Annotated in this window: 21 protein-coding genes and 5 pseudogenes; 8 read left to right on the top strand and 18 right to left on the bottom strand. The window is 35.5% G+C overall.

Going from position 1 to position 26,564, the window contains the following annotated elements; genetic code table 11:
- Nucleotides 1–109 precede the first annotated feature (109 nt).
- Nucleotides 110–1,336 carry an ISL3 family transposase gene (locus PY093_RS14940; RefSeq protein WP_275645129.1) on the bottom strand — a complete coding sequence of 409 codons (1,227 nt, stop codon included), beginning with the start codon at nt 1,334–1,336 and terminating at the stop codon, nt 110–112.
- 90 nt (nt 1,337–1,426) lie between these two features.
- On the opposite strand from PY093_RS14940, the gene PY093_RS14945 reads away from it, so the two are divergent.
- The 3 genes and pseudogenes from PY093_RS14945 to PY093_RS14955 all read left to right on the top strand — a co-directional run.
- Nucleotides 1,427–1,930: a GNAT family N-acetyltransferase gene (locus PY093_RS14945; RefSeq protein ID WP_275646710.1), complete on the top strand. Its 504-nt coding sequence runs from the start codon at nt 1,427–1,429 to the stop codon at nt 1,928–1,930.
- An 815-nt stretch (nt 1,931–2,745) separates the two neighbouring features.
- Nucleotides 2,746–3,129, top strand: coding sequence for a site-specific integrase (locus PY093_RS14950; protein ID WP_275646662.1), 384 nt, complete (start codon nt 2,746–2,748; stop codon nt 3,127–3,129).
- Nucleotides 3,110–3,480 (top strand): annotated as a pseudogene (locus PY093_RS14955) (MocR-like pyridoxine biosynthesis transcription factor PdxR); the annotation flags it as partial. The gene PY093_RS14950 and the pseudogene PY093_RS14955, both read left to right, overlap by 20 nt.
- Nucleotides 3,481–3,678: 198 nt before the next feature.
- Here PY093_RS14955 and PY093_RS14960 read toward each other — a convergent pair.
- The 7 genes and pseudogenes from PY093_RS14960 to PY093_RS14990 form a co-directional block, all read right to left on the bottom strand.
- A complete protein-coding gene (locus PY093_RS14960) occupies nt 3,679–4,032 on the bottom strand; it encodes a DUF3221 domain-containing protein (protein WP_275646663.1) in 354 nt (117 codons plus the stop codon).
- 382 nt (nt 4,033–4,414) lie between these two features.
- The gene (locus PY093_RS14965) at nt 4,415–5,635 is read right to left on the bottom strand and encodes an MFS transporter (protein ID WP_275646664.1); all 1,221 of its coding nucleotides are present in this window, start codon (nt 5,633–5,635) and stop codon (nt 4,415–4,417) included.
- Nucleotides 5,636–5,653: 18 nt separating this feature from the next.
- Nucleotides 5,654–6,700 (bottom strand): ArsR/SmtB family transcription factor, encoded by a 1,047-nt coding sequence (locus PY093_RS14970; protein ID WP_275646665.1) that lies wholly within the window; start codon nt 6,698–6,700, stop codon nt 5,654–5,656.
- A 421-nt stretch (nt 6,701–7,121) separates the two neighbouring features.
- Nucleotides 7,122–7,334 (bottom strand): annotated as a pseudogene (locus PY093_RS14975) (NAD(P)H-binding protein); the annotation flags it as partial.
- A gap of 25 nt (nt 7,335–7,359) precedes the next feature.
- Complete coding sequence (locus tag PY093_RS14980) at nt 7,360–7,959, bottom strand: NADPH-dependent FMN reductase (protein ID WP_275646666.1); 600 nt, start codon at nt 7,957–7,959, stop codon at nt 7,360–7,362.
- Between the two features lie 55 nt (nt 7,960–8,014).
- A pseudogene (locus PY093_RS14985) lies at nt 8,015–8,203 on the bottom strand (LLM class flavin-dependent oxidoreductase); the annotation flags it as partial.
- Between the two features lie 139 nt (nt 8,204–8,342).
- A complete protein-coding gene (locus PY093_RS14990) occupies nt 8,343–9,191 on the bottom strand; it encodes a VOC family protein (protein WP_275646667.1) in 849 nt (282 codons plus the stop codon).
- Between the two features lie 168 nt (nt 9,192–9,359).
- Between PY093_RS14990 and PY093_RS14995 the strand changes: the two are divergent.
- Nucleotides 9,360–9,628 (top strand): annotated as a pseudogene (locus tag PY093_RS14995) (winged helix-turn-helix transcriptional regulator).
- A gap of 75 nt (nt 9,629–9,703) precedes the next feature.
- On the opposite strand, the gene wrbA reads toward PY093_RS14995, so the two are convergent.
- From wrbA to PY093_RS15010, 3 genes and pseudogenes are all read right to left on the bottom strand, one after another.
- A complete protein-coding gene (gene wrbA, locus PY093_RS15000; RefSeq protein WP_275646668.1) occupies nt 9,704–10,369 on the bottom strand; it encodes an NAD(P)H:quinone oxidoreductase in 666 nt (221 codons plus the stop codon).
- A 47-nt stretch (nt 10,370–10,416) separates the two neighbouring features.
- Nucleotides 10,417–10,659, bottom strand: a pseudogene (locus PY093_RS15005) (VOC family protein); the annotation flags it as partial.
- Between the two features lie 582 nt (nt 10,660–11,241).
- Nucleotides 11,242–11,529: a hypothetical protein gene (locus tag PY093_RS15010; protein WP_275646669.1), complete on the bottom strand. Its 288-nt coding sequence runs from the start codon at nt 11,527–11,529 to the stop codon at nt 11,242–11,244.
- Between the two features lie 167 nt (nt 11,530–11,696).
- Between PY093_RS15010 and PY093_RS15015 the strand changes: the two genes are divergently transcribed.
- Both PY093_RS15015 and PY093_RS15020 read left to right on the top strand, forming a co-directional pair.
- A complete protein-coding gene (locus PY093_RS15015; protein WP_275646670.1) occupies nt 11,697–12,878 on the top strand; it encodes an alanyl-tRNA editing protein in 1,182 nt (393 codons plus the stop codon).
- Complete coding sequence (locus PY093_RS15020; protein ID WP_275646671.1) at nt 12,871–13,617, top strand: TatD family hydrolase; 747 nt, start codon at nt 12,871–12,873, stop codon at nt 13,615–13,617. The genes PY093_RS15015 and PY093_RS15020 overlap by 8 nt, the downstream gene beginning before the upstream one ends.
- Before the next feature lie 58 nt (nt 13,618–13,675).
- Here the strand turns inward: PY093_RS15020 and PY093_RS15025 are convergent, their stop codons facing one another.
- The 6 genes from PY093_RS15025 to PY093_RS15050 all read right to left on the bottom strand — a co-directional run bounded on the left by PY093_RS15025 (nt 13,676) and on the right by PY093_RS15050 (nt 23,379).
- A complete protein-coding gene (locus PY093_RS15025; RefSeq protein WP_275646672.1) occupies nt 13,676–14,608 on the bottom strand; it encodes a magnesium transporter CorA family protein in 933 nt (310 codons plus the stop codon).
- A 92-nt stretch (nt 14,609–14,700) separates the two neighbouring features.
- Nucleotides 14,701–15,741, bottom strand: coding sequence for a sporulation integral membrane protein YtvI (ytvI, locus tag PY093_RS15030; protein ID WP_275646673.1), 1,041 nt, complete (start codon nt 15,739–15,741; stop codon nt 14,701–14,703).
- Nucleotides 15,742–15,894: 153 nt separating this feature from the next.
- Nucleotides 15,895–18,333 (bottom strand): DNA topoisomerase IV subunit A, encoded by a 2,439-nt coding sequence (gene parC / locus PY093_RS15035; RefSeq protein ID WP_275646674.1) that lies wholly within the window; start codon nt 18,331–18,333, stop codon nt 15,895–15,897.
- Entirely contained in the window at nt 18,334–20,307 is a 1,974-nt protein-coding gene (parE, locus tag PY093_RS15040; protein WP_275646675.1) for a DNA topoisomerase IV subunit B, read from the bottom strand. It abuts the gene before it with no gap.
- Nucleotides 20,308–20,950: 643 nt separating this feature from the next.
- On the bottom strand, nt 20,951–21,364 hold the full coding sequence (locus PY093_RS15045; protein ID WP_275646676.1) for a CoA-binding protein: 414 nt from the start codon (nt 21,362–21,364) through the stop codon (nt 20,951–20,953).
- A 275-nt stretch (nt 21,365–21,639) separates the two neighbouring features.
- Nucleotides 21,640–23,379, bottom strand: coding sequence for a glycosyl hydrolase family 18 protein (locus tag PY093_RS15050; RefSeq protein ID WP_275646677.1), 1,740 nt, complete (start codon nt 23,377–23,379; stop codon nt 21,640–21,642).
- Nucleotides 23,380–23,544: 165 nt separating this feature from the next.
- On the opposite strand from PY093_RS15050, the gene plsY reads away from it, so the two are divergent.
- Nucleotides 23,545–24,129: a glycerol-3-phosphate 1-O-acyltransferase PlsY gene (gene plsY / locus PY093_RS15055; RefSeq protein ID WP_275646678.1), complete on the top strand. Its 585-nt coding sequence runs from the start codon at nt 23,545–23,547 to the stop codon at nt 24,127–24,129.
- Nucleotides 24,130–24,279: 150 nt separating this feature from the next.
- Nucleotides 24,280–24,474, top strand: a complete 195-nt coding sequence (locus PY093_RS15060) for a hypothetical protein (RefSeq protein WP_275646679.1) — start codon at nt 24,280–24,282, stop codon at nt 24,472–24,474.
- A 53-nt stretch (nt 24,475–24,527) separates the two neighbouring features.
- Here the strand turns inward: PY093_RS15060 and PY093_RS15065 are convergent, their stop codons facing one another.
- Entirely contained in the window at nt 24,528–26,315 is a 1,788-nt protein-coding gene (locus PY093_RS15065) for a S9 family peptidase (protein WP_275646680.1), read from the bottom strand.
- Nucleotides 26,316–26,564: the final 249 nt, after the last annotated feature.

The raw sequence follows: 26,564 nt of genomic DNA on the forward strand, positions 1-26,564 counted from the left end.
CCTTCATTTAACAACTTACAAGGGTAGTAGTTTCAATTGGGCTTGTCAAGGAAAGCACTTGACAAGCCCAATTGAAACTACTAAATGGTCTGTAAGTTAAATGAAGGAGTTACTCTGATAACTCTGTTACCCTTAGGTTCAACCCACCGGCAATAAGATAGATCATTGTTATTAAGTTTTTAGTTGAACGGTATCCTCTTGCTTGTCGTTTGGCTGCTTGGATTAATCCGTTTGTTGCCTCAAGTATGCCATTATTGATACGACTCTTAAACCATTGAAGGATACCACCACGATGCTTGTGTACACTTTTGGCCACCTTCACCATATCAGGAATCTGGGATCGTCTTGCCCAAGAAAGCCATTCATCCAAATAGGCTTCTGCTTCGGAGACATCCTTTTGCCAGAACCGTTGAAATGCTACTTTCAGTTGATAGGCTTTCGCCGTCTTTAGGTCTTGATCCTTTAATTTAAGCAATGTTTCTTTTTGTTTCGTGTTTAAATTGTCTTCATTTTTTATCCATGCATACCGGCTATTTTTTAACTCGGGATGATCTTTTTGCTCTTTACGACGTGTTTCATCCACCGCCTCATTAATCATCTTCATGACATGAAATTTATCGAAGGTAAGGGAGGCTTTTGGGAACTGTTCTTCAGCCCCCTTGATAAAGGCTGGAGACATGTCAATACTGAATTCTTTAATATTATCGGGGTGGCCGCCATGAACCATTAAATCATGTTTAAATCCCTTTAATGTATGTTGATCTTTGCCCTCTGTAACAGAAATAACCTTACGCTCTTCAAGATCCATGAAGATAGAGACATATTCGTGCCCTCTTTTTCTGGATGTTTCATCAAATCCTACCTGCTTTACAGAGGAATAGTCTTCTCTTTCGCGTGCTTCATTTACATAATGATGAAGGATTGGCCAAAGAGTTGTATCATGTTCACCAACAAGATTTGCCACCTTTTTAACGGGCATAGCTTTCATTAGAAGGATGACGAACGCTTCAAAGTACACAGAGAAACCAGACCGTTCACGGGCCCAATTTGGTTTTATTGTTTTAGCAGATCCGTCACATTCTGGACAATCTGTACGTGGTAGTCTTGCATGAAGATAGGCTTGGTACTGAAAGAAATTTAAGTGTCTCCATGTTCGTTCACGTCCATGGTCATAAATACGGGCGGGACTGCCACAAGTAGAACACTCAAATTTGCTGCCTTTTACCGTTGAAGCATATATGTGTAATTCTTTATCATCGGGATTGAATTCTACATGATCTACTTTCCATCCAGGGCCTAAATTTAGTGCCATTTGTAATAACTCATTTTCTGTCATTTTTAAACTACCGCCTTATCAATTATATTGGTAGTATCATTGTTGACAGATTAATTCCATACTAAACTGCGATGAACCCTTAATTTTTTAATCGAGCTTGTTAATGATGAAGCAGTTTATGAAACTGGCTTTATGGGATATTCATATCCTTTAAGTAACTTACAAGTAGAAAATATGTTAAATAAATGGTTAACGAACGAAAATAAGCAATATGTAATTAAATTTGATTCAGTAGAAATTGGTATAGCTCAAATATCTAACATAGACCATTCAAATCGAGTTTGTGAAGTGGGAGTCTTATTATTAGAAGAGGGACAAAATAAGGGTATTGGACATTGGGCATTTCAAGAATTAACCAAAATTTGTTTTGATAGGCTTGATATGTATAGGATTGAAGCTAGAGTAAAATCAAACAATATAGCTGCGTCGAAAATTTTAGATAAATTAAACTTTTCCTTGGATGGGGTACTAAGAAAAACCATTTATTTCAAGGGAGACAGGATAGATTTGCAAGTATTTGGATTACTTCAAGATCAGTATAAAAGTGTTAAACAAAAATTACAACATGAGGAACTTGGTCTATTCCCTAGATAATAGGCAATATAAAAAATTTTCCAATATTTTCCCTAAATTATTTTTGAAACCTGTTTATACAATCCGGAAGTGCGAGTAAACTGAAGTTGAGCCAGTAGCATTAATACAAGCTGTTAGAAATCGCGGTGACAACTTCAAGTAACGACAAAACACAAACCTATTTTCCTTTGAGGACTTTTATTTAGTCCATTTACATTAACATATTGAACTAACTCAGCTTTAATTGAAGAACATTGCTGCACACAAAGATCTTTAGTCTAATTACTCGGTAAAAATGCGGAGGAATTAGACTTTTTTTATCTCTCAAAATCATTAACGTTGTGAATGGGGTTTCTTGGCATGAAACAGGGTAATGTTTTTAGAGGATTAAGATACAACTTATCAATTTTTTTGTAAGTTAACAAAAAAAATTCAGTTTAGACTTTTTTGTCTCAAAATATTTGATGAAGAGGGAGTTTAGACTTTTTTGTCCAGACTGTTTAGACTTTCTTGTCTTTGTACATCAGACAACACTTGAAGAAGATAAGCTAGTTAGAACAATAATCTAGTTTACATAATATATATTATGGGAAGTTACTTCAAGAACACTCAATTATGTGTCATAAGCCTAGAATACTCGGTATATTGAGACGAAATCGATTTTTCGAGAATTATCGGTTGTTCCTATAATAATCATTATTGGTAAGTTACTGTGGTCAACTTAACGATAATCTTGTGTACCGTCCAGATAACTTCCTGGGATGGTTCCATAATGTCTTAGTACGGGATATAAATTAGTGGTACGTCCAAATAACAAAAATTTTGGAGGTCATTTCATGGAATTTCAACAAGCATTTGATGAATTTTTACTGTATCTTGAAGTCGAGCGAAATTATTCAAAAAATACCCTCGATAGTTATGAAAGCGATTTATCGATTTTTCTGACATTTTTGCAGGATCATAAGCGATCTACGGATCTCGATGATCTCAATCCGTCACTCGTTCGACGCTTTATTCAGCACCAGACCACCCGTGGATCTATCAGTCCACGTACTATGCAACGTCGAATTTCCAGTTTAAAGTCGTTTTGTCACTTCTGTTTAAAGGAAAAGCTGAGCGTTTCTGACTTCACAGCAGGAATCATTGCTCCGAAATCGGTCAAGAAATTACCGATTTACATGTATTTAGAGGAACTCAAACAGCCAGCTTACAATGGCTAAATTTATGGAAGATGGAGAATGGATTCGCCATATTAAACGAATGCGTCTTGTTTATAAGCGAAAAATGCAATGCTTAGTTTCAGAATTAAAAAAACAATTCAAACAAAATATATCTATTATTGGGGGGCAATCTGGTTTGTACTTATACTTATTAGTTAAGATACATCTAAAACGTTCAGAGGAATGGCTAATTGAACACGCTTCCTATTTTGGTGTTAAGGTGTGTATCCTACCTCCATTTATTCCATAAAAAATCATTCTGATGATCCAATTATTAAACTTGGGTTCAGTAATCTTACGTGTGAGGAAATCCTGTTAGGTGTAAATCTTTTAAAAGAGGCTTGGTCATAAAAAACTCCGTAGTGGTAATATCCCTCAACATGCAAAGGAATGGTGGTCAAAGCCTGGAGGATGAAGTATGTGCTGCATCCTCTATTTTTATTTCTCTTATTAAGCTATGCCGCTGTTAGCACAATAACTTCGGTATAAACAACCGACAATCCTTCTTGGATCAAGGCTCATGTTACTGGATAGTAATTTTAAATTGATTTATTTTATTTTCATAATAATCAATGTATCATTAATCTGTCCTGGTGCAGATTGTTGAACAACACCTGTCCAGTAAATTCTAACTTTTTGACCTTCATTAAACTTTGTATTTATAACTTTATTAATAAATGGTTTTTTATAGAAAGCTCCCTTTGATTCCGATGCTCTTTCATCTAACATTACATATAGCTCTTTTTTTGTTTTCCCTTCAACTTCTGTATCACTCATATCAATTACCCATATGTCTGAATTCTTATTAATAAACACATAACCTACGCTAACTTGTAGATTGAATAACCAGAAAACTGTAATTATTAATACTATAAAAACCACTACAAGTATAAACCTTTTCATTCATTGCCTCCTCCTAAGGATTTATCTGTTAGGTATATATACAGTTTTGTATTGTTATTAATCCATTATCCTTATTAAAATTAACCTGCCCTATACTTCAAACTAATAGCCATAACTCCTTCTTGAAGTAAGGTATCCCGTTAGTTTAGGGATACATTACAATATTTAGAAGAAATACTATTAATATCTAAAAGCTCCATTTAGTTCTCCCCCATGAATTAGATACTAATAATTTCTTTTTGTAGTGGTCATTATCCTCCTGTTTTTGGGTCAGTTTACTAAATTAAACTATTCTATACTTCAACAATGACAGGTACTAATTAAATAATAGGCTAGGCACCTTTCATTATTTCGGAATTACTCCAATTGGTTAAAGTCAATATTAGGAAGCAATTTTTTCTTCTATATTGGTATCAATAAACTTAAAGTAAGGTAGAAATATTCCCAACAAAGACATGATACATATTACTGAACCAATCAAAAAGTACATTGGCCGTATCCCCCATAACTCACCTAAAAAGCTACCTACAAATACACCTAATGGCATAGCACCCCTGATAATGAATAATCGAACCGAGGCAACCTTGCCTATTAAGTTGTTTGGCACTGTTTGCTGAAATATCGTTATATTTTGCACACTGAAAAATGCCATCGAAATTCCAGCGATAATCTCAGTGAATAAAGCAAATATAATACTATGGTTCAAACCTAACGAAATAAATGTTAGACCACCAACTACTAAAGATCCTAACATGATGACCCTACGCCTTTTATATTTCACTTTCCCAACCAACATTGAACCGATTACATACCCAAAAGGAAAACTTGCCATAAAATAGCCATATTCAGAATAACTACCCGATAATTCTTCAGTAATATAAGGGAGAGTGATCACCATCGTTACTCCCACACCAAACTGGACAAAAGCTAAAAAAATGCCTAACCAAACGATAATTGGTTGCTTGAAGAAATAGGATATTCCTTCTACAAATTGTTCCATCCAAGACTTTGCTACATCCTGTGTACCTTTTGTTTCTTTTATAAATAGCAATAATGTCCCACTTGTAATAAGAACTGCACTAACAAAAATTAATGTAGTTTTAACACCCGTGTACTCTACAACAAAACCACCTAATATTGGAGCAAGGAATGTCATTAATCTGACCGTCCCATCAATATAGGCATTTGCTGTGCTTAATTGATCCTTTGTCACTATAGTTGGCGTAATGGCTTGATTAGCAGGTGTATAGATGGGAGTTATTAATCCTACCATTATTTGAACTGCATATATATGCCAAGTTTCGAGGTTTCCCATTATTAATGAAACAAGTGGTATCAGAAATATTAGCCCTCTCGCCCATTGAGAAAATATCATGATCCACTTTCGACTCCATCTATCAATAAATGGACCAATGAACAATTGTAGAATGAGAGATGGTAAAAAATATAGCAACCACATACTTCCCAATGCCATAGTCGAATTTGTAAGCTGATATACAAGAACCGAGTTGCTAAAGGTACCAAAAGCACCACCTAATTCCGAGATACCGTTACCAACCCAAACAAAAACAAATGAACGATTCTTTAAAATGGTAGTACTCACACCCATCCCCCTTTATAATCATCCCTTATTTAAAAAAAGATCCAATTCTTTAGCTAAAAGTTCAATAGCTTTCTTTTTAAGTGAATACTTCGAATCGTTCATTTCTACTAATTTTGCCGCCCTAAGTATCTTAAGGTGATGGTGAATGGTAGACTTACCAATGTCAAATTCATTTGTAATCTCTTGTAATGTTCGATCTTCTTCGTACAATAATTTTACTATTCGCATACGAGCTTCATCGCCTAATGCCTTATGTTTAAGTACCAGAAAGTTGTTTGGAGTGTATCTATCATTAGGAGAAATACTTTCATTCGCTATGGGATAATAAAAGACTTTTGTACCCTCTATGTCTGCTTCTATATTCCAAGGTCGATAAATATATTGAGGAATTAACAGAACATTACTTACACTTGGTTCTGGTAAATAAGTAACCCCTCCAGTTGACCATTCAACTAATTCTTCAGGAGTCAATTTTTCTAGCATCTCTTTTTTTGTATCATAATCAGTTCGTATGATTGTATTAAGTTTCTCTGAATCTCTCTGTATAACAGCGTCATACCATCCTCTCATCACACTAATCAGGTGTTCTTTCAGATTCTCAGTATTTGAATTACTAATAAATTCAATATATCGAGAAAAAAAAGGATTATCGCTTGTTAACATTTTCATTTGGTTAATAGCTGAATCCTCACCAAGAGCAGCTTTATGTCTAATATCTTGGAATTCCATTCCGATAAAAGGTAAACAAACAAATTTCAAATCAATGTCAGGAATATCCTGTATGTAAGATGTGAACTCCGATATGTCAGAAAATCTCTCCTTGTGTAGCAATTGAAGTATCGCTTTCCATGTATTGTTCCTTTCTACATAATCCAAATGTTCCAGTAAATCTTTCGATAAAGTAATCTTTAAGTCGTTCCAATAATCTAGTGGTTTTTCTAATGTCTTAATAAGTGGAGTATTAGTTACTGCAGCTATCCCCAAGGCACATTCCCACAACAGTGAGTATTCTAGTTTAATTTTGTAAGTTTCTCTCTTCCTACTTGTAAGATTTATAACATCCAAATTTAACACCACGTTTTGGTTTATATATTTCCAATACATTTATATTCTATAATTATCGAATGTTAAATTCAATATTTTTAGAATATAGTTATTCAACATTATGAAATATAAAAATAACCCACTCTTGAATAGAATGGGTTTCTATATATGAAGCTATTTATCTAAACATATTTTTACTAACCAATAGAAGTCGTAGAGAAACCCCTTATTTAACTCTTGTTAGCAATAGGTAAGCATTTGAGATGATCTCCAGCTTTTTCCCCTGCTCAATACGGAACGTGACAGTTTTCCGTCCTTCAGCGCTCCATCTAACGTTTTGTACTAGACTATAAATTCCTCGTTACCCTTAACGTGAAGATTCCTGCACTGTAAAAAATCTCGCATTCCTACCCTATTCCTTTCCGACTATCATTTCAACTTAGGATATGATTAGCAAGCGGTCAACGCCAGCAAATGCCGCATCAATTGTTTCCGGATGATCAAAATCACCATGTCGAACATCTACTCCTCGAGCCTGTAATCCTTCTGCTTTCTCTGGATTACGAACACTAACAGCTAATTGGTTTACTGGTACCTTTTTTACTAAAGTCTCCACAATTTTAGATCCTAATTTTCCTGTTGCTCCTATTACAATTTCATTCTTCCTAGTTCGTTCTTCTTTATCTTAAGGTTTTTAATGCATTGCTCCATGCAACAACTTCCTCAAGCATGGTATTAACGTTGTTTAGATGTAAATCTTGTGGTTTAAATTCCGTTCCATTTATAAAATCTGTAAATAAACTTAATGTCGGATGTGTTCGAACATCTGCAACTTTTTGTTCTGCAAGAATTCCTCGAAGATGTTCAGCTGCACGGGCTCCACCAGTTGAACCATAACTTACAATACCAGCTGCTTTGTTATACCAGGCTTCACGGGCAAAATCAATGGCGTTTTTTAACGCACCAGTTATGCTGTGATTGTATTCTTGAACGATGAATACAAATCCATCTAAATTAGCCAATTTTTCATTCCAAGCTGCAATACCTGGTTCTGAACCATCTGTTGTTCCTAAAAACGGTAAATTAAAATCTGCAATATCTACAATCTCATAGTTTGCATCTCCACGTTGATCAGCAATTTCTTTCACCCATTCTCCTACTTGTGGACTTACTCTCCCTTGGCGTGTGCTTCCTAAGATAATACCTATGTTTAATTTTTCATTTGACATTGTTAATTCCTCCCTATCTAAATTTCGAAAAATTTTATTTAAAAAACCCATTTTTTCACCACCTAGTTTATCTTTGTATAATTACTATTTTAATAGATCCAAAACTTCACTTAGCTGTTTCTTTACGGACAATTGGAGCTACTTTTGTAGCAAATAGTTCAATACTTTCTGCTACTTTCTTAAATGGCAATCCTCCTATATCCATTTGTGCCATGAATCGTTGATGACCAAAAAGTTCGTATTGTCGGAGAATTTTTTCCACAATCTGTTGCGGACTTCCTACGAATAAGCCTGTATCTGGAGGCCCAGCACTAATTGTTTTCCCAGTAACAGGATCTGATCCTATATCTCCAAGTGTATAAATACCAATTTCAATTCCTGGTTTTTTAATACCCTCGTTCTCACGCATAGTAATATTTATCCCCCAGCTATTTTTAGGCTATTAAGCGAATACGATTTCCTGAAGGATCTATAGTAACGATAGAACCGTTTTCTTCTGTAACGGATGCCCCAATTTCCTTCAACAGTGCAATAATATTATTTTTCTTTTCCTCACTTGAAAGCATTAGGGTATATGATTCTAGTCCAACACTATTTGGAGGGGGTGTAGGTGCACCTACGCCATTCCAAGTATTTAAACCAATATGGTGATGGTATTTGCCATCCGAAATAAAAAGTGCCTGTGTGCCATATCGGTTTACGACTTCAAATCCAAGTCCCTTGATATAAAACTCTTCTGTTTTTTTCAATTCCGATACATTCAAATGGATATGCCCCATGACCGTTTCAGTCGGTAGACCTTTCCATGACTGCTGTTTACCGTAAGAAAGGAGGTCAGAGAAGTTTAATGGATCCACTGTCATTTCAACTTCACTGTTATTCCAATTCCACTCGGAAGGATCACGGTCTACATAGATTTCAATTCCATTTCCATCTGGATCCGATAAATAAAGAGCCTCACTGACTAGATGGTCTGAAGAACCTAACTGTACTCCAATTTCCACAAAGTGCTGCACTATTTTAGCTAAATCAGATCTTTTAGGGAGAAGGAGTGCAAAGTGATATAATCCGGTCGTTCTGCGTTGTTTTGGAACTACATTATCTGGTTGTTCTACTGATAATAAAGCTGTTTTTCCATCCGCACTAAATGTAGCTGACCTTGACGTTTGTTCCAACACCTTAAAGCCAATGACTTCTTTATAAAAAGTGATAGAACGCTCTAAATTTTGTATCTTTAGGTTTACTTGACCTACAAATGTATTAGGTTCACGATGAAAATTCATTTTTAGTTACCTCCTGATGATTTATAAAACTTCACCAAAATTTATCACTTAATTACTTTATGTAAGTAAGTATATTATTATAATGTAGTGTAGTCAAGTAACTTTTTATAAAATAATTCAATTATTTCTTTCACCAGTTTATACTATATAAGTAAGGGGTTGATTTAATTGGATAAGTCGATTTGTCCTAGATTTGAAAAAGCTATCGGTTTTTTGAGCCAAAGATGGACAGGCTTAATTATTTACCAGCTTCTATCTGGTCCACAGCGTTTTTGCAGTATTGAATCATCAATCGGTGTCAGTGGAAGGGTCCTATCAGAGAGGTTAAAGGATCTTGAAAACGAGGTATTGTAAAAAGGGGAGTTTTCCCAGAAACTCCAGTTCGGATCGAGTATTCATTGACTGAAAAAGGAAATGCCCTTGAGCCCATCATGTGAGAGATGGAAAAACGGTCACAAAACTGTTTCTTATCTTTTTAAAAAAAGGGCTGAAAAGAACCAGCCCTATACCTATTATTGGTTTGCTTTTTTTACCCACTCTGCAACTTGTACAGTACGTTTAGCTTGATGTTTAACAGCTGCTTGAACGTCTTCAATCATTTTTCCATCCTGACCAACTGTAACACTCGTTCCATAAGGGTTACCACCTGCTCCAAATGTTACTGGATCAGTATAACCTGGAGAGGCTACTATCGCACCCCAATGATACATAGTGGTATAGAGAGATAATATCGTCGACTCTTGACCACCATGTGGATTTTGAGCTGATGTCATAGCACTAACTACCTTGTTTACAAGCTTTCCATTAAACCATAAACCGCCAGTTGTGTCTAAAAATTGCTTCATTTGGGCAGGCATATTACCAAATCTTGTAGGCACACTGAAAATAATCGCATCTGCCCATTCCAGATCACTTAAAGTTACTTCAGGAACATCTTTAGTTGCTTCCACATGTGCTTTCCATCCTTGGTTTTCATCGATAACCGATTGTGGAGCAAGTTCAGGAACTTTTAATACTTTCACTTTTGCACCTATTTCTGTTGCACCTTCTTCAGCCCATTTTGATAATTGATAATTTGTTCCACCCATACTGTAATAAATCACCGCTAATTTTACATTTGTCATTTTTTCGTTCTCCTTTTTTGATGAAGTTCCAAATAATTTGGATAGTAAACCCATTTTATAACTCCTCCTATTATTACTCTTTGTTGAAATAGCTATTCTTATTACACTGCTAATTTTCTAATTTCAAATGGTATTAATCCTTGTTGGATTCTTTCTCTATATTGTTCAGGCAACATTAAATTTTTTCATCATGAGCAAATCCAGGAGGATCAGTTGCAATTTCAAATAATATTTCTCCATGTTCTTTAAAGTAAATTGCATTAAAATAGTTTCTATCCTGAACAGGAGTGACAGCATAACCATTTTTCTGAAACATATTTTTGCCAATCCAGTTGATCTTGATTAAAATTTACTGTTTGTTTTACTAAACGTAAGCCTTGTTGGTTTGTGCATTTTCTAGCCATTTAACTACCTCCTTATAGAAGTTATCTTGAAACAATACATATTTAATTAATATATCTCGAATAATATTATCTCGTATTCGAGATAATATTATTCCTTTTATTCCCCTGTGTCAATCTTTTTTATTAAAAAATTTATATGCTTCTATAAGTTAGCTTAGCTAAACTTACTTTCTAGCTAATATAGCAATAGCCTTTTTTAAGATTTCATTCTCCTCTTGGGATGGAGCATTTGTTTCTAAAGTTTTGCAAAATACTGAGAAGTTGCCACGGTTCCGTTTTCTAGTTCTATTGGAGAAAAATATTTGTTCCCCAAGATCAATAGGTTAATTTCCTCGGCTGAATGGTTTAATTCCCATTATTATTTTGACCTAAACCTATTTTAGTACACAACTAACACCTATAACGTAAATTTGTAAATAAACACAGAGATTCATTTATTCAACAAAACCAATACAGGTTCGCTGTGTATTGGTTTTGAATAGTAATGTTGTTTATTAGTTTACATAATATTATTATGATAACCTAATGATCTAATTCTTGATATTTAATCATTTCTTTAATTCGGTCCAATTCACCGAGCAATACAGTTATTTCATCCGTTCTAAGTCTAACCGGTAATTGATCATACAATGTAATAATATGATACTCATCATAATGAACAGCTTTTGCTAAGTAATCGTAGATTGCATCAATTTGTGTGTTCGTTAGGACTGTTTGTGTATTCATATCCTTAACTTGTGTTAGTACAAATCCGTTAGATTCGGTATCTAGTTTTCCAGTGAAAATTGAACCATTCATGCTTGTTTCCATTTGGCATTCCACACTTCCTTTGTTTTTTCCCTTATGTTAATTATCTCCATGATTTGCTTACTTATGTGAGTTTAAAAATATACATTTTTTTTTGTGCAAAAATGGAATTTCCTTTCACTTTCAAGTACTATTAATACATTAATTGATAAACGAAAGGAATGACTATTTTGACAGAACGCCTATACTATTCCTCCCCTTTCCTCACAAATTGGGAGACTGAAATAAATACAATAACAGAAGAAAATGACGCTTATCTTGTAACATTAAATGCAACAGCATTTTATCCAGAAGGTGGCGGTCAACCAGCTGATGTTGGGTTTATAGATGGTATTGAAATAATTGATGTCATTGAACGTGATGATGAAATTTATCATCTACTCCCCAGTCCCCCAACTGGTTCAACTGTAGCCTGTGAAATTGATTGGAATCGCCGATTAGATCATATGCAACAACATACTGGCCAGCATTTATTATCGGCTGTTTGTATTAAATTGTATGATGCTCATACGGTTAGTTTCCACCTTGGTACTGATTCTGTAACAATTGATCTAGCTGTTCCTGAACTTTCTGAAAAGCAATTGCAACAAATAGAGTCACATGTTAATCAATACATATATGACAACATCCCGCTTAAGAAATATGTTGTAGGTGAAGATCAATTGTCCGCTCTTTCACTCCGTAAGATTCCAGACGTAACGGATGAGATTAGGATTGTAGAGATAAAAGGAATTGATACGTCTGCTTGTTGTGGGACTCATGTTATGAGAACTGGTGAATTGGGATTAATTAAGTTACTTAAAACGGAAAAACAAAAAGGAAATGTTCGTTTACATTTTAAATGTGGTAAGCGTGCATTATCAGATTATCATGCTTCACATAGCCTTCTCACCCAGATCGCAAATAAATTTAGCACAAATCGTTATAGTATCCTTGAAACGATTTCAAAATTAGAAAACGATAATAAACAGCTTCAGAAAGACCTTGAACTTTTAAAAGAACAAAATGATCAATATTTTGCACAAGAATTATTGGTAGATAATCAAGAGAAAGTAATAATTCACACTTCACAGGACAGAGGATTTAAAGAGATTCAAAGCCTAGGTAAACAACTAACCAACTTAACGGATCGTCTCGTGATGTTAGCTTCTCTCGGAGAAAAAAAGCTCATTTTCTCACATAATGGTTCACGCCAGGTTCATTGTGGACAGTTATTTAAAGAACATTTATCAAAATACGGTGGCAAAGGTGGCGGAAATGCTACTTCTGCTCAAGCTGGCTTTACTTCTAAAGATGACCTATTAGAATTTATAGCATTTTTTAAAAAGGATTTATTAGAAAATCATGTTTGATTCTCATATCCATTTAGATCAATATGAAAATATTGAGCAACAGATAGAATTGTGGCAGCGTGCAGGTATTACTGGGGTCGTAGCTGTATCTACTAACTTAGCTTCAAGTTACAAAACGCTTACCTTAAAGCAACGTTTCCCAACTTTCGTAAAAGCCGCAATTGGCTTTCATCCGGAACAATCTTTGCCTTCTGAGCAAGAGTTTTTAGAATGGGAAAGATTGGTTTCTAAAGAAAGAAAACTGCTTTCTGCTATTGGTGAGGTTGGTTTACCCTACTATACAAAAGTAAATTCATTGGATCCTTACATAGAGTTACTTAATGAGGTAATTAAAATAGCAAAACATGGAGAATTGCCTCTTGCACTGCACGCAATCCATAACCAGGCTGATATTGTTTTTAACATGCTAAAAAAACATTCTATTAAAAAAGTGCATTTTCACTGGTTAAAGGCTTCAGACGAGACGCTTGATAAAATTGTAAAGGAAGGCTATCTTGTCTCTGTCACACCAGAAGTATGCTATCGTGAACGAGACCAGTTACTCGCTATGAAGATCCCGACAGATCAGTTACTACTAGAAACAGATGGGCCTTGGCCGTTTAACGGTCCCTTTGAGGGGAATGTTACTTCTCCCCTGTTACTAAAGGACATAGCTCATACAATTGCAAAAATAAAATCTATCCCTATCGAGCAGATTGTTGAAATATCAGAGAAAAATACCATTAAACTCTATAAATAAAAAGGTAACAATCATTTTAATGTCTAGCCTCGGCCTTAAGCGCCCGAAGCTTTTCTTTTTACCACCAACCTTTTTTCTTAAAATAAACCAAGGTAGAAATTCCAATCCCAAACATTAAAAGTAGAGCATAAAAGTATCCAAAATCCCATTTCAACTCTGGCATCCGTTCAAAATTCATACCATATAAGCCTGCAATAAAGGTCATCGGTATAAAAATCACACTTACTAAGGTTAAGGTTTTCATAATGATGTTCATATGGTCTGATTTCAGAGACATTTGCAAGTCAAATATACTAGTTAAAGTATTTTTAAATGAATCAAAGGCTGATGTCACACGAGAAAAGTTTTGAACTAGTTCATTAACATAAAATCCCGCTTCTTCGTCGATATAGGGAAAATCTGCATGACTTATATCTTTGATTACATTTTCTTGCGCTTCAACAATTTGTCTTACTTCGTGCAGCTTGTACTTAGTATTATGTACTTCGTGACCAATTTCATTTGCAAATGGTGTCTTAAACACTCTCTTTTCAATATCTTGAATATCATCGGCAATTTCGTCAACCTTTGAAAGATAAATTGACAAAATTGAATCAAAAATGTGATAGAGTATATGTCCAGTTGTAACCATATGATCAGGGTGAACTCTGCATTCTTCCTGAATTCCCTTAATAATATTTATATCTTTCATAATTGTCGAGATCACATAGTTTGGTCCTACTACTATGTTAATTGCAGCAAAACTTAAATCATCTTGAAGCACATTTGTACATACAAAAGCATGCTCTGTATAAATATCAACTCTCGGTATTCCTCCTTTTGATTTCATCGCTTTTCTAGCGAGTGGATGAATATTCGCTGTTTGTAGGCTCTCATCCACTAATTTATCGTTTTTATCTTGAATATGAAACCATATAATTTCGTCTTTACTAGGCATTTTAAATGTACTAATTTCAAATACTTTATCTTCACCTTTTTTATAACAAAGCATAAGTCTCTAACCCTCACAATAATTATTTATCCCTGGATTTATAGTGTTTGCTTTTTCATTGAAACTAAACAAAAAACTGACTGGCTTTCCAATCAGTTTTTTGAAAATTTCATTCTATTTTTGAAAATATCAGCCTTTACTAAAGCGTCGTATAAAAGGATTATACCTGGACCTGCTATGAGGCCGATAAATCCAAGCAATTGGAATCCAATATACATACTAATCAATGCCGCTAATGCACTAATCCCTAAGTTTGAAGAGAAAATTTTTGGCTCAATAATTCTTCTGACAATCGTTATAACCCCAAATAAGATTAATAGGCCAAAGCCTGCTTGTTGATCACCATTGATAAAAGAATAAATTGCCCATGGGACAATGAATGAGCCTGTACCCAATATTGGCAGAAGATCTACTATGACAATAAGTAACGAAAGGACAACTGGATAGTTACTGTCAAGCAGTAATAAACCAACTAGAGCCACCACAAATGTAACCGTACTTAGAATGAGTTGAGCTTTTAAAAATCCAAAAAGCACTTTGTATATCTGTGATAATAAAATCATCACTTTAGCTTTTGTTGTTCTCTCAAACAAATTATCAGTTTTTTTATAGATTACTGCTAGCTCATTAGAAAATAGGAATACTGATATAATATAAACTAGAAATTGTAATAAAAATTCAGGTACATTTGACAGAAAAATAAATGTTCCCTCAGTTATGTTTTTCGCTAATTCAATTAGCATTTGCTTCAATGAATCGATACTATCCTCAAAGGAATCTACTAGGTCAACTGGTAGTTTTTCTATATAATTGTTCCATTTTACTACCAAAGAATCAATTCTACTAACATCAATAGATGACATGAAGTATGGTATATTTTTCACGAACAATATGAGCTGATTAATAATCACAGTGATACTAAGATAACTAACAACTAGTAGCAATAATATATAAAGCAAAAAAGTAATGGTTACCGCATAAATTCTTTTTAATTTTGATTTTTTACCGACGTACTTTACAATTGGATCTAACATAACCGCAGTAACAAAAGCCAAGATTAGAGGTAGTGAATATGGTATTAAAAAGAGGATGATAATAACTGCTAGTCCAATAACTATAGATTTTTTATTCATTTGTTGGATAAACCTCTCTCATGACTCGATGATATAGGAAATGATTAATTCATATTTTACAGTATATTGCTTCTATTTAAAATGCAAATATTTCTTCGATATCGAAAAAAGAACTGTTAAAGTTTATAACTTCAACAGTTCTTTAAACTTTCCTTATTCGGTTGTGCCTTTATTATTACTTATTTTTAAAATCTCTACAACTACACCAGTCTCATTTACATCAACTACAAAGGAACCGTTACTATATCGGTCATTTGGTCGTAAATCTGCAGGATTCACTTGTTCTAAACGTCCATTTTTCGTAACTATTTTAATTTCATCGTTTTTGCCGACAAAAGCTAGACCTACGATACGGTGTGGATTTGCCTTAAGTTCACGAAGCATAACAACACCACGTTTTGCCCGCGATGCCATTTCAAATTCTGATAGCTTCATTCGCTTAATCGCACCACGTTGGGTGATAATGACTAGATCTTGAGGATTATTTGGATCAATGATTTTTCCATTTACAACGTAATCCCCATCTTTTAGGTTAATGCCTTTGACACCAGCTGCTCTAGCGCCTACAATGTTAACTTCTTCTTCACTAAACCAAAGCGCATACCCGAAGGATGTTCCTATGAACACGTCCTGTTTCCCATTTGAACGATAAACATCGACGACTTCATCGTCTTTCTTTAGGTTAATCGCTACTAAAGCCTTTGAATATCTTTGAGCTTTGTAGTGTGCTAGCTCCGTTTTCTTAACCATCCCATTTTTGGTAATAAATATTAGAAATTCCTCTGTATCAAAGCTCTTAACAGGTATAGCTTCAATAATTCGTTCATCGCGATCAATGCTAATAATGTTAGCGATATGCTGACCGAGGTCCTTCCAACGAATATCTGGTAACTCATGTACTGGACAATATAAGTAGTTTCCTTTGTTTGTAAACAATAAGACTACATCTGTAGTATTGATTTCGATTTGCCTGAGGAGTGTATCCGTGTCCTTCATACCAAAATCTTGTCCATTTGATGCGGAATATGAACGAAGACTTGTTCGTTTAACATAACCATCCTGTGTAATCGTTACAATTACATCTTCAGATGGGATCATCACTTCTAAATTGATTTTGATTTCCTCTATTTGGTCTTCAATTTTTGAACGACGATTATCAGCATATGTTTTCTTGATTTTTTTTAAATCCGCTTTAATAACGGATAATAACGTTTTTTCGTTATTTAGAATGGCAAGAAGTTCTGCAATCTTTTTATCCAACTCTTCGGCCTCTTGTTGTAATGCTGTAATATCAGTGTTTGTTAAGCGATATAGCTGTAAAGAAACGATCGCTTCTGATTGTGGCTCTGTGAATTGATACTCAGCGATCAAATTATTTTTTGCATCTCTTTTATCTTTAGATGCTCTGATTGTTGCGATGACTTCATCAAGGATCGATAGTGCTTTGATTAACCCTTCTACCACATGGTGGCGTTCACGTGCCTTTTCAAGGTCATAATTAGAACGATTCGTGATTACTTCTTTTTGGTGCCCTATATAAGCATCTAGAAATTGGTGAACTCCCATTAGAGTTGGACGCTTATTATAAATTGCAACCATATTAAAGTTATAAGTCACTTGGAGATCACTATTTTTATAGAGATAATTTAATACCCCTTTAGCATCTGCATCCTTTTTTAAATCTATTACAATGCGTAATCCTGTTCGATCTGTTTCATCGCGAACCTCACTTATTCCTTCAAGCTTTCGATCAAGGCGAAACTCATCGATTTTCTTTACAAGATTAGCTTTGTTTACCTCAAAAGGTATTTCAGTAACAACAATTTGTTGTTTTCCACCGCGTACTTCCTCAATTTCAGCTTGTCCACGGATAATGATTTTGCCTTTACCTGTTTCAAAGGCTTTACGAATTCCATCAACACCTTGGATGATACCTCCAGTTGGAAAATCAGGGCCTTTGATAACCTTCATAAGGTCGTCCACCGTACAAACTGGATTATCTATTCGCATTAATACACCATCAATTACTTCTCCTAGGTTATGAGGAGGAATATCGGTAGCGTAACCTGCAGATATTCCTGTTGAACCATTTACTAAAAGGTTAGGGTACATTGCAGGGAGAACTGTAGGTTCCTGACTTGTTTCATCAAAGTTAGGAACTAGTTGAACTGTTCTTTTATCAATATCACGTAGTAGTTCTGAAGCAATTGGTGATAATCTGGCCTCAGTATAACGCATTGCCGCAGGGGGATCTCCGTCAACACTACCATTGTTTCCGTGCATCTCGATTAATAGATTGCGGACCTTCCACTCCTGACTCATTCGAACCATCGCTTCATATACGGAAGAATCACCGTGAGGGTGATAGTTACCAATTACATTACCGACCGTTTTTGCAGACTTACGAAAGCCTTTTTCTGATGTATTACCTTCGACATGCATCGCATATAAAATTCTTCGTTGTACTGGTTTTAGACCATCTCTAGCATCCGGGAGTGCCCGCTCCTGAATGATGTATTTACTATAACGCCCAAAGCGATCGCCGATAACATCTTCTAGAGGTAGGTCTCTAAATTTTTCTACTTCTGACATCTACAGTTGATCCTCCTCTGCGACCGATAAGTTTTCATTGTCTAATATATTGGTTTCATCTACCAAACTAAATGCTACATTTGATTCAATCCATTTTCGACGCGGCTCAACCTTATCTCCCATAAGTGTTGATACTCTGCGCTCTGCTCTAGCAGCATCATCTATGCGCACACGAATAAGTGTTCTCGTCTCTGGATTCATCGTTGTCTCCCAAAGCTGATCAGCATTCATCTCTCCAAGACCCTTATAACGTTGGATAATATAACCCTTCCCAACCTTTGCAAGAGCACCCTGTAATTCATCATCTGACCATGCATATTCAATTACTTCCTTTTTACCTGTACCTTTACTAACCTTGTATAGTGGAGGAAGTGCAATGAAGACTTTGCCTGCTTCAACTAGTGGTTTCATATAGCGGTAGAAGAATGTTAACAGTAACACTTGAATATGTGCTCCATCTGTATCGGCATCTGTCATGATGACAATTTTGTCATAATTTATGTCTGCAACTGTAAATTCAGCACCGACACCTCCACCAATTGCATGGATGATTGTATTGATTTCTTCATTTTTAAAGATGTCTGAAAGCTTTGCTTTCTCAGTGTTAATTACCTTACCACGTAATGGCAGAACGGCCTGAAATTTACGATCACGTCCCTGTTTTGCTGAACCTCCCGCTGAGTCACCCTCTACTAGATATAGTTCATTTCTTTGAGGATTACGAGATTGTGCAGGAGTTAGTTTCCCACTTAAAACAGCATCTGAACGCTTACGTTTTTTCCCGCTTCTTGCTTCTTCTCTTGCTTTACGAGCAGCTTCACGTGCCTGGAATGCTTTTATCGCTTTTTTTGCTAATAAAGAGCTAATATCAGGATTTTCCTCAAAAAAGTAAGACAGGTTCTCAGATACAACTGAATCAACTGCAGATCTAGCTTCACTTGTTCCTAGCTTACCCTTTGTCTGTCCTTCAAACTGTAGAAGTTCTTCAGGAATACGTACAGATATAATGGCAGTTAAACCTTCCCGAATATCAGAGCCATCTAGATTTTTATCTTTTTCCTTTAACAATCCGATTTTTCTAGCATATTCATTAAAAGCACGTGTTAAAGCTGTCTTAGATCCAGCCTCATGTGTACCACCATCTTTGGTACGAACGTTATTTACAAACGATAGGACATTTTCTGAATACCCATCATTAAATTGAAAAGCGAATTCCACTTCGATTGAATTTTGGATACCTTCAAATGAAATAACAGGATGAAGTTCATCTTTTTCCTCATTTAGGTAGGTAACAAAGGCTTCAATTCCATTTTCATAATGGAATACTTCTTTTACATCATTTCGATCATCTATAAGTTCAATCCTTAAGCCTTTTAAAAGAAATGCTGATTCTCGTAGTCTTTCACTTAAAGTTTCATAATTGTAAACAGTAGCACTAAATATACTGCGGTCAGGTTTAAAGTGAATGGTCGTCCCCGATTGGTTTGTATTACCGACCTTTTCAAGCGTTGTAGCGGGTTTTCCACCATTTTCAAATGTTTGTTCATACACACTTCCATCACGTTTAATTGTAACTTTCAACCATTCAGACAGAGCGTTAACAACAGAGGCACCTACACCATGTAGTCCTCCACTTGTTTTGTAACCACCTTGTCCAAACTTCCCCCCAGCGTGTAATACAGTTAAGATAACCTCTGGTGTTGGTTTCCCAAGCTTGTGCATACCAGTTGGCATCCCACGCCCTTTATCTTGAACGCTTATACTATTATCTTTATGAATTTTGACAATAATGTGATCCCCATGTCCTGCTAGGGCCTCATCGACAGAGTTGTCGACGATTTCATAGACAAGATGGTGTAATCCTCGACCATCCGTACTACCAATATACATCCCAGGTCGCTTACGAACGGCTTCTAGACCTTCTAGGACTTGAATTGCATCATCATTATAGTCAAATGTTTGTTGCTTAGCCAAAAAACATACCCCTTTCTAATCGAAAAACGAAGTTAACCAAAATAAACCTCGCTTTTTCGTAAACACTTTATAAAACTTGACCCCAATAAAGTGTTTAAGTCCTCCCACAAGAACATCTGTTTCTATCTTATCATATTCCTTATATGTTAGTTGCCAAAATTTAAAAAAAGACTATGGTTTATATCTATTTTATAAAACTACAGATGTTCATAATATAACACATCGAAAAGCTAGTCTATGCTATATTTTATCTATTTATCTAAATTTGGCAAAAAAACAAGAAAAGCAAAGGGCGCCCGTCAACGAGGAACGCCGACTAAAACCCGCAATGTCCTGTGGCGAACATCGACATCAGCACATCCTGTGTAAGGTAAGCATAAAACGGTTCCTATAAGAAGCTGAGTTTTCCCTCTTAGAGGAAATGGCTTATGACCTCAGGTCCGATGGCGCCTGGAGCTAGACGTAGATAGACAGAGACACGAAGTTATACACAACCTTACAATTTTATAAATTCCTTAACAATAAAAAATCCTTGTAGATACAAGGATTTTCTAAGGGCATTATATGTAAGGAAAACTACTTTTAAAAATTCAGCAAAAGGCCACAACGTGCAAATGCCTAGTTTTCTTTAAACCATTAAACCTTATTTTGCCATCGCATGTTCTACTTTGATACACCGATCCATAATGACCGTATAGCCTTTTTCTTTAAGAAAATCGTATGCCTCTTCATTTGCAAGTCCTAACTGTGCCCAAAATACATCGGCATCTATCTCAGCAAACTCTTCGGCAACTGGGTACAAGTGTTCAGATCTACGGAAAACGTTTACAATATCGATATGTCCGTCGATTTCTTTCAGTGACTTAACTGTCTTTACTCCTAGAATTTCATCTGCAGTAGGATTAACGGGAATGATTTCGTATCCTGCTTCCTGCATAGCCTTGCTTACCGTATAAGAAGTTTTCTCAGGATTAGCTGATAAACCCACCACAGCAATACGTTTACTATTTTTTAGAATTTTACCGATTTCCTCTCGTGAAGGGATTTCTATAGCCATAAAAATGTCTCCTTTCGACATGAATATACTGTTTACTATTATAGTATTTCGGCAAAGTGTTCCAATATTCCTGCACAATCGTAATACCTAGATTTAAATTATGTCGAATAACAAAAGCGTAGGGCGCACGCCGGAGCTAGACACAAAAACCAGGTAAAAATTTTATACTTTCTTACCTTTTGAATAAAGAGGTGAGAACAATCGTTCCCACTGCGAGCAAATGAACACTTTTAGAAACCACTTAGTCTTCTATGGACCCGGTGTAGAGTCGGCTTTTATTTATCAGTAGCATCGATTTGCTTTAGCGAATCATCTATAGTCGCCCACCCTGCATCATTTGCAAAGAAACGTGACCATGTGGCAACCCCCGCAAGCTGGTATTTATGAACAAGCTGAGCTCTTTTTTGAAGTGAAGCTTCGTCTTCTATCCAGATTTTGTAGGTGGCTTTCTCTGCTTCATCTAGATACTCTACGTAGTTTTGTCCGGATGCTTCATCATAGATAGGTGTCAAATTGCGCTCACTAACCCAATCATTTATCGCTTGCATACTATAGGCCTTTGAGGATACTTCTATATTCCCACCATCTGTTTCCTGTTCCTTCCAAATCCGGGAATATAACGGAATTCCAAGTAGTAAACGATCGTTTGGAACGACCTCTAACAACTTTTGAAGATTACTTTCAACCCAAGGCAAACTTGCTACACTACCTGGTACTGGAGATGTACCCCAATGCTCATCATAAGCCATAACCATCATATAATCGACAACACTAGCAAGTTTTTCTCTCTCATAAAATCTAGACCAAGTATCACTACCTGATATAAAGGTAACATCCATAGACACAATTAAGCCTGCTTGGTGAAAGTAAGGTGTAGCTTCTCTTACAAACTGTGTAACAAGTGGTCCATCTGCTAAGTTGACGTTTTCTATATCTATATTTATCCCATCCAATTGATACATTTCACTATATTGCAGCAGCTGTCTTATCATTTTCATTCTCGTTTCATAATCTTTAAGGGCTTGATATGTTTTTTCAGGATCGAAGTCGTTAGAAAAAAGTCCCCACACCTGGTAATTACGAGACTTAGCCCATTTCATATAGTCCGCTGAGCCTAAGTTTGAAATATCACCTTCATTATTTTTCAAATGAAACCAAGTCGGTGAAACAACATTTACACCGGGCATTTGCGGTAATTTCTTTGTATCTGGATTAGCCGAATACACCGCCTCCCAGGTTAGATTAATTGGCCAGCTAATGTCTGGTCGATACTTTTGTGATATTTCATTTTCCACCTTTACAATTTCTGTGTTTGATAGGGTAATAGAATCCTTTTTCAGATATCCAGAAATTCCATTGTCTTTTCGGACGTAATAAAAGTTTCGATCTTCTTCTACGATTTCAATTATTTCATTTCCTACAACTTCACCTACGTAAGCGGTCGTTACATCGGGATCTGTTCGTAAACGGAGTTTGTCCTCTTGTAAACCTTTGTTTACAATCCCACGAATGATTGTCTCACCTTGTTTTCTAACAATGACTGCCCCTGTCTCTTCACTATAATCCCATTTAACAGGGAAAAGTGTTTTTAAAGGCTCGAGTGACATAAGTGATTGACCCTCAGATGATAGATAAATAGGAACCTCAACATTAAAGGGTTCTTCATTCACTAAATACGTAAGAGAATCAGAAGGCATTTGGAGAACTTTATCTTTTGTTGTGAAAATAATAGAGTTAGTTGCATCATCAATAATTACAGCATCATCAATATTTTCCTTTACAAAAGAGAAGGGTAGATACACTGTACCATCAATAATTTGTGCTTCTTCACCATATATCTTTCCTTCAAAAATGATCGGATGTTCTTTATTAGTAAACAAGGCTTTCTCTTTTGATGGAAATGGATACAACAATAAAAATAGACTTGTAGAAATAAGTACTACTGAAAAAAGAAGACCTAAGATAATGAAAGGCATTTTTATACGTTTTTGTTTATTCGTTTCAATTCTCGACATTCTACACCCTCCTACATAGTACGCAATATTTTGATAAATGAAAAGAGATAATGTTAAATTTACAGGATTTTCTTTAAAATTAAATTGGCCAAGTATCGTATGTTTTTTTTTACTTACATGGTACAATTAGGTAAGAAAAGCTGATTATAAAAGGAGTTAAAGTACATGCTTATAGAAGCTTTAGTAATTATAATGGCCTACTTATTAGGGTCAATTCCATCTGCACTTATAGTTGGTAAACTTGGTTATGGAATTGATATTCGTGAGCATGGCAGTGGAAACCTTGGAGGGACAAATACTTTTCGAACATTAGGTAAAAAAGCGGGTTTGATTGTAACTGGAGCTGATATTTTAAAGGGTACATTAGCTGCTTCGTTGCCGATCCTCTTATCATCTGAGCTTCATCCTTTATTCGTTGGTTTATTTGCTGTAATTGGACATGTGTACCCTGTTTTCGCCAAATTTAAAGGTGGAAAAGCGGTAGCAACCTCAGGTGGACTTCTATTATTCTATAATCCAATTTTATTTATTACAATGTTGGTTGTCTTTTTTATTTGTCTATACCTAACAAAATACGTTTCACTTTCATCGATGCTAACAGGTATATATGGAGTAATTTACAGTCTATTCTACGGTGACATAGCCTTAATTATTGTATTATCTTTCCTTACCGCTTTTGTTATTTTTAAGCATATTGCCAATATAAAGCGGATATTTAATAAAACGGAGCCTAAAATAAAATGGCTCTAAATGGTATAAAATAAAGCACATCTTCAAATAGTTGTGCTATTTTATTTCTCATCTAAAATTTTCAGATTTGTCAAACATTTATGGTTAATTTTCCTTAAATTGATGTATGATAAGTTTAAGAACAGAACTAATCGAGAGGGTGACGTATAGATGAAAAGCATTGTTGAAAAGAATTATATTTACGAAACAGCCGTAAATCCACCAGTATCAGGTGAAGAATTTTCGTTAGAGCTCTTTCATTATTCACCAGATTTATCGTGTAGTGGTACACCCTGTAAAAAAATAAATACGTTTGATGAATTATTACAAATGATTGATGAATTTGAAGAAGAAACGAAACATTAATTTCTGTTCAAAAAGACGTGGGTCCATAAGGATCCACGTCTTTCATATTTTATTTAGATAAAACGATCAAAAAACTCTAGGATTGTACGGTTTACTTTTATTTCATTTTCTTTTTTGGAGAAACCATGCCCTTCATCCTCAAGAACTAGGTATTCTACATTCACCCCTTTATCCTGAAGTGCCTCCACAATTTTATCAGACTCAGCTTTTACAACACGCGGGTCGTTTGCGCCTTGGATGACAAGCATTGGCTTTACCATATGATCCAAGTATGTGATTGGTGAGTATTCAATCAGTTTTTCTTTATCCTTCACCGGGTCTCCTACCCATTGGTTCATAGCTGGCTTCCAGTGTTCAGGTACTGAATCAATAAAGGAGAATAAGTCACTAGGACCAAAGATATCAACAACTGCCTTAAAGTACTCTGCATGACGACCGTGTAACAGCAAGGCCATGTATCCACCAAAGCTTCCACCCATTAACAGAATTTTTTCGCGGTCTGCGTAGCCATTTTTAAATAGCCACTCAAGACCTTCAATATTATCTAATCTTGGACCATGACCCCAGTCTCCCTCTACCATTTTCATAAACGAAAGTCCATAACCAGATGAGCCACGGAAGTTTGGGGCAAATAAACTATAGCCACGGTTCACTAAAAATTGAAAGAGCGCTCTAAATGATTTACGTTCTGCAGCTTGTGGTCCGCCATGTGGCCATAAAATCACATGACCATTGCTTACATCTTCTTTAGCCTTAAAGAACTGTGCTTCAATTTCTAACCCATCAAAAGATGAATATGTTAAAACTTCAGGCTCAACAAGTTCTTCTTCAGCTACACCAGGCACACCATAATTTGTACAAGCTGACCAATCTTTTGTTTCAACAGTCATTTGAAAGATATTGAATGGACGGGTTGCTGATCTTCCCATTAAATAGACATTACCTGATTTAGCAACCACAAGCTTCTCTATTACACTTACTGGTGTTTGCAGAGGAGTTGTTTCACCTGAAGATAAATCATACTCATATAGGAAATCTTCTACACCCTTAGAACTGACAATATAAAGCTTATTATTCTCTTTATCGAATTGAAGCGAATTAAAATCTTCTTTTTCTAGTCCTAACACCTTGGTAAACTCTTTTGTTTCACTGTCGTATTTAGCTAAATAGGTTAAGTCTTCATCATAATTCGTAAGGAGGTATACCTGGGTATCACTCGTAAATACTACTCCTGTGACTGTATGCTGTTTTTCAGTCGCTGGAGTTAATAGTGTTTCTTCTCCATCTTTATGTAAGTATGCAAGTGTATACGTATTAGCAAAATGCTTCCAGTATACAAAACTTTGCTCGTCTGGACTGACATCCATTAAATAGGTGGCAGCTAAGTTTCCTTTATTCATTACCGCCTCTTCTTCGTTTTCTAGGTTATAGCAATATGCGTTTAAATACATTGGATTGTCTTTAGTCGATGTGTAATAAAGTCTGTTCCCATCTTTTGATAACAAAGGGCCCATATGACGATGTCCCGCTTGTACCCGAAGAGGCTTCAATTCCCCACCCTGTCTTGGAAGAGCATATAATTGAGTATTTTCATCGCCGTCATTATCAAATCCAGCAATGATAAATCTTCCTTCTTTATCATACGTAAGCTCGTGACAACTTTGATCAACAAATGTTAGCGGATATGGGAATTGATTAGGTAGGTCCATCGCCCACAAATTGTATTTCCCACTTAAATTCGTGCTAAAAATAAGTTGTTTTTCATCTGGACTAACCGCAAAGTCTTGGATTGCAAAGGTTCTAAAAAATTGTTCTACATCAGGCTTTTTAAATGTAATCATAATTGACCCTCTTTCTATTCCTAAATAAAGTTACTATTTACATTATTCGAGAAGAAATAGAAAAAACCTTGTTTTTTATTTCGTATTCTGAAGTATTTTTCGAGGTTTTTAGCTAAATGATGTCTTTTTTATTGAGAAATTATCAGTAAAAACATAAAAGGTGACTAGCTCCCGGCGACCTGCGCTTTTCTTAACAAAATATAAGTAAATTCTCAATATTTGTATTATAGTAAGAGTAACTTATCATAA

It is taken from the genome of Cytobacillus sp. S13-E01 (genome assembly GCF_029193815.1).
Lineage (GTDB): Bacteria > Bacillota > Bacilli > Bacillales > Bacillaceae_L > Bacillus_BV.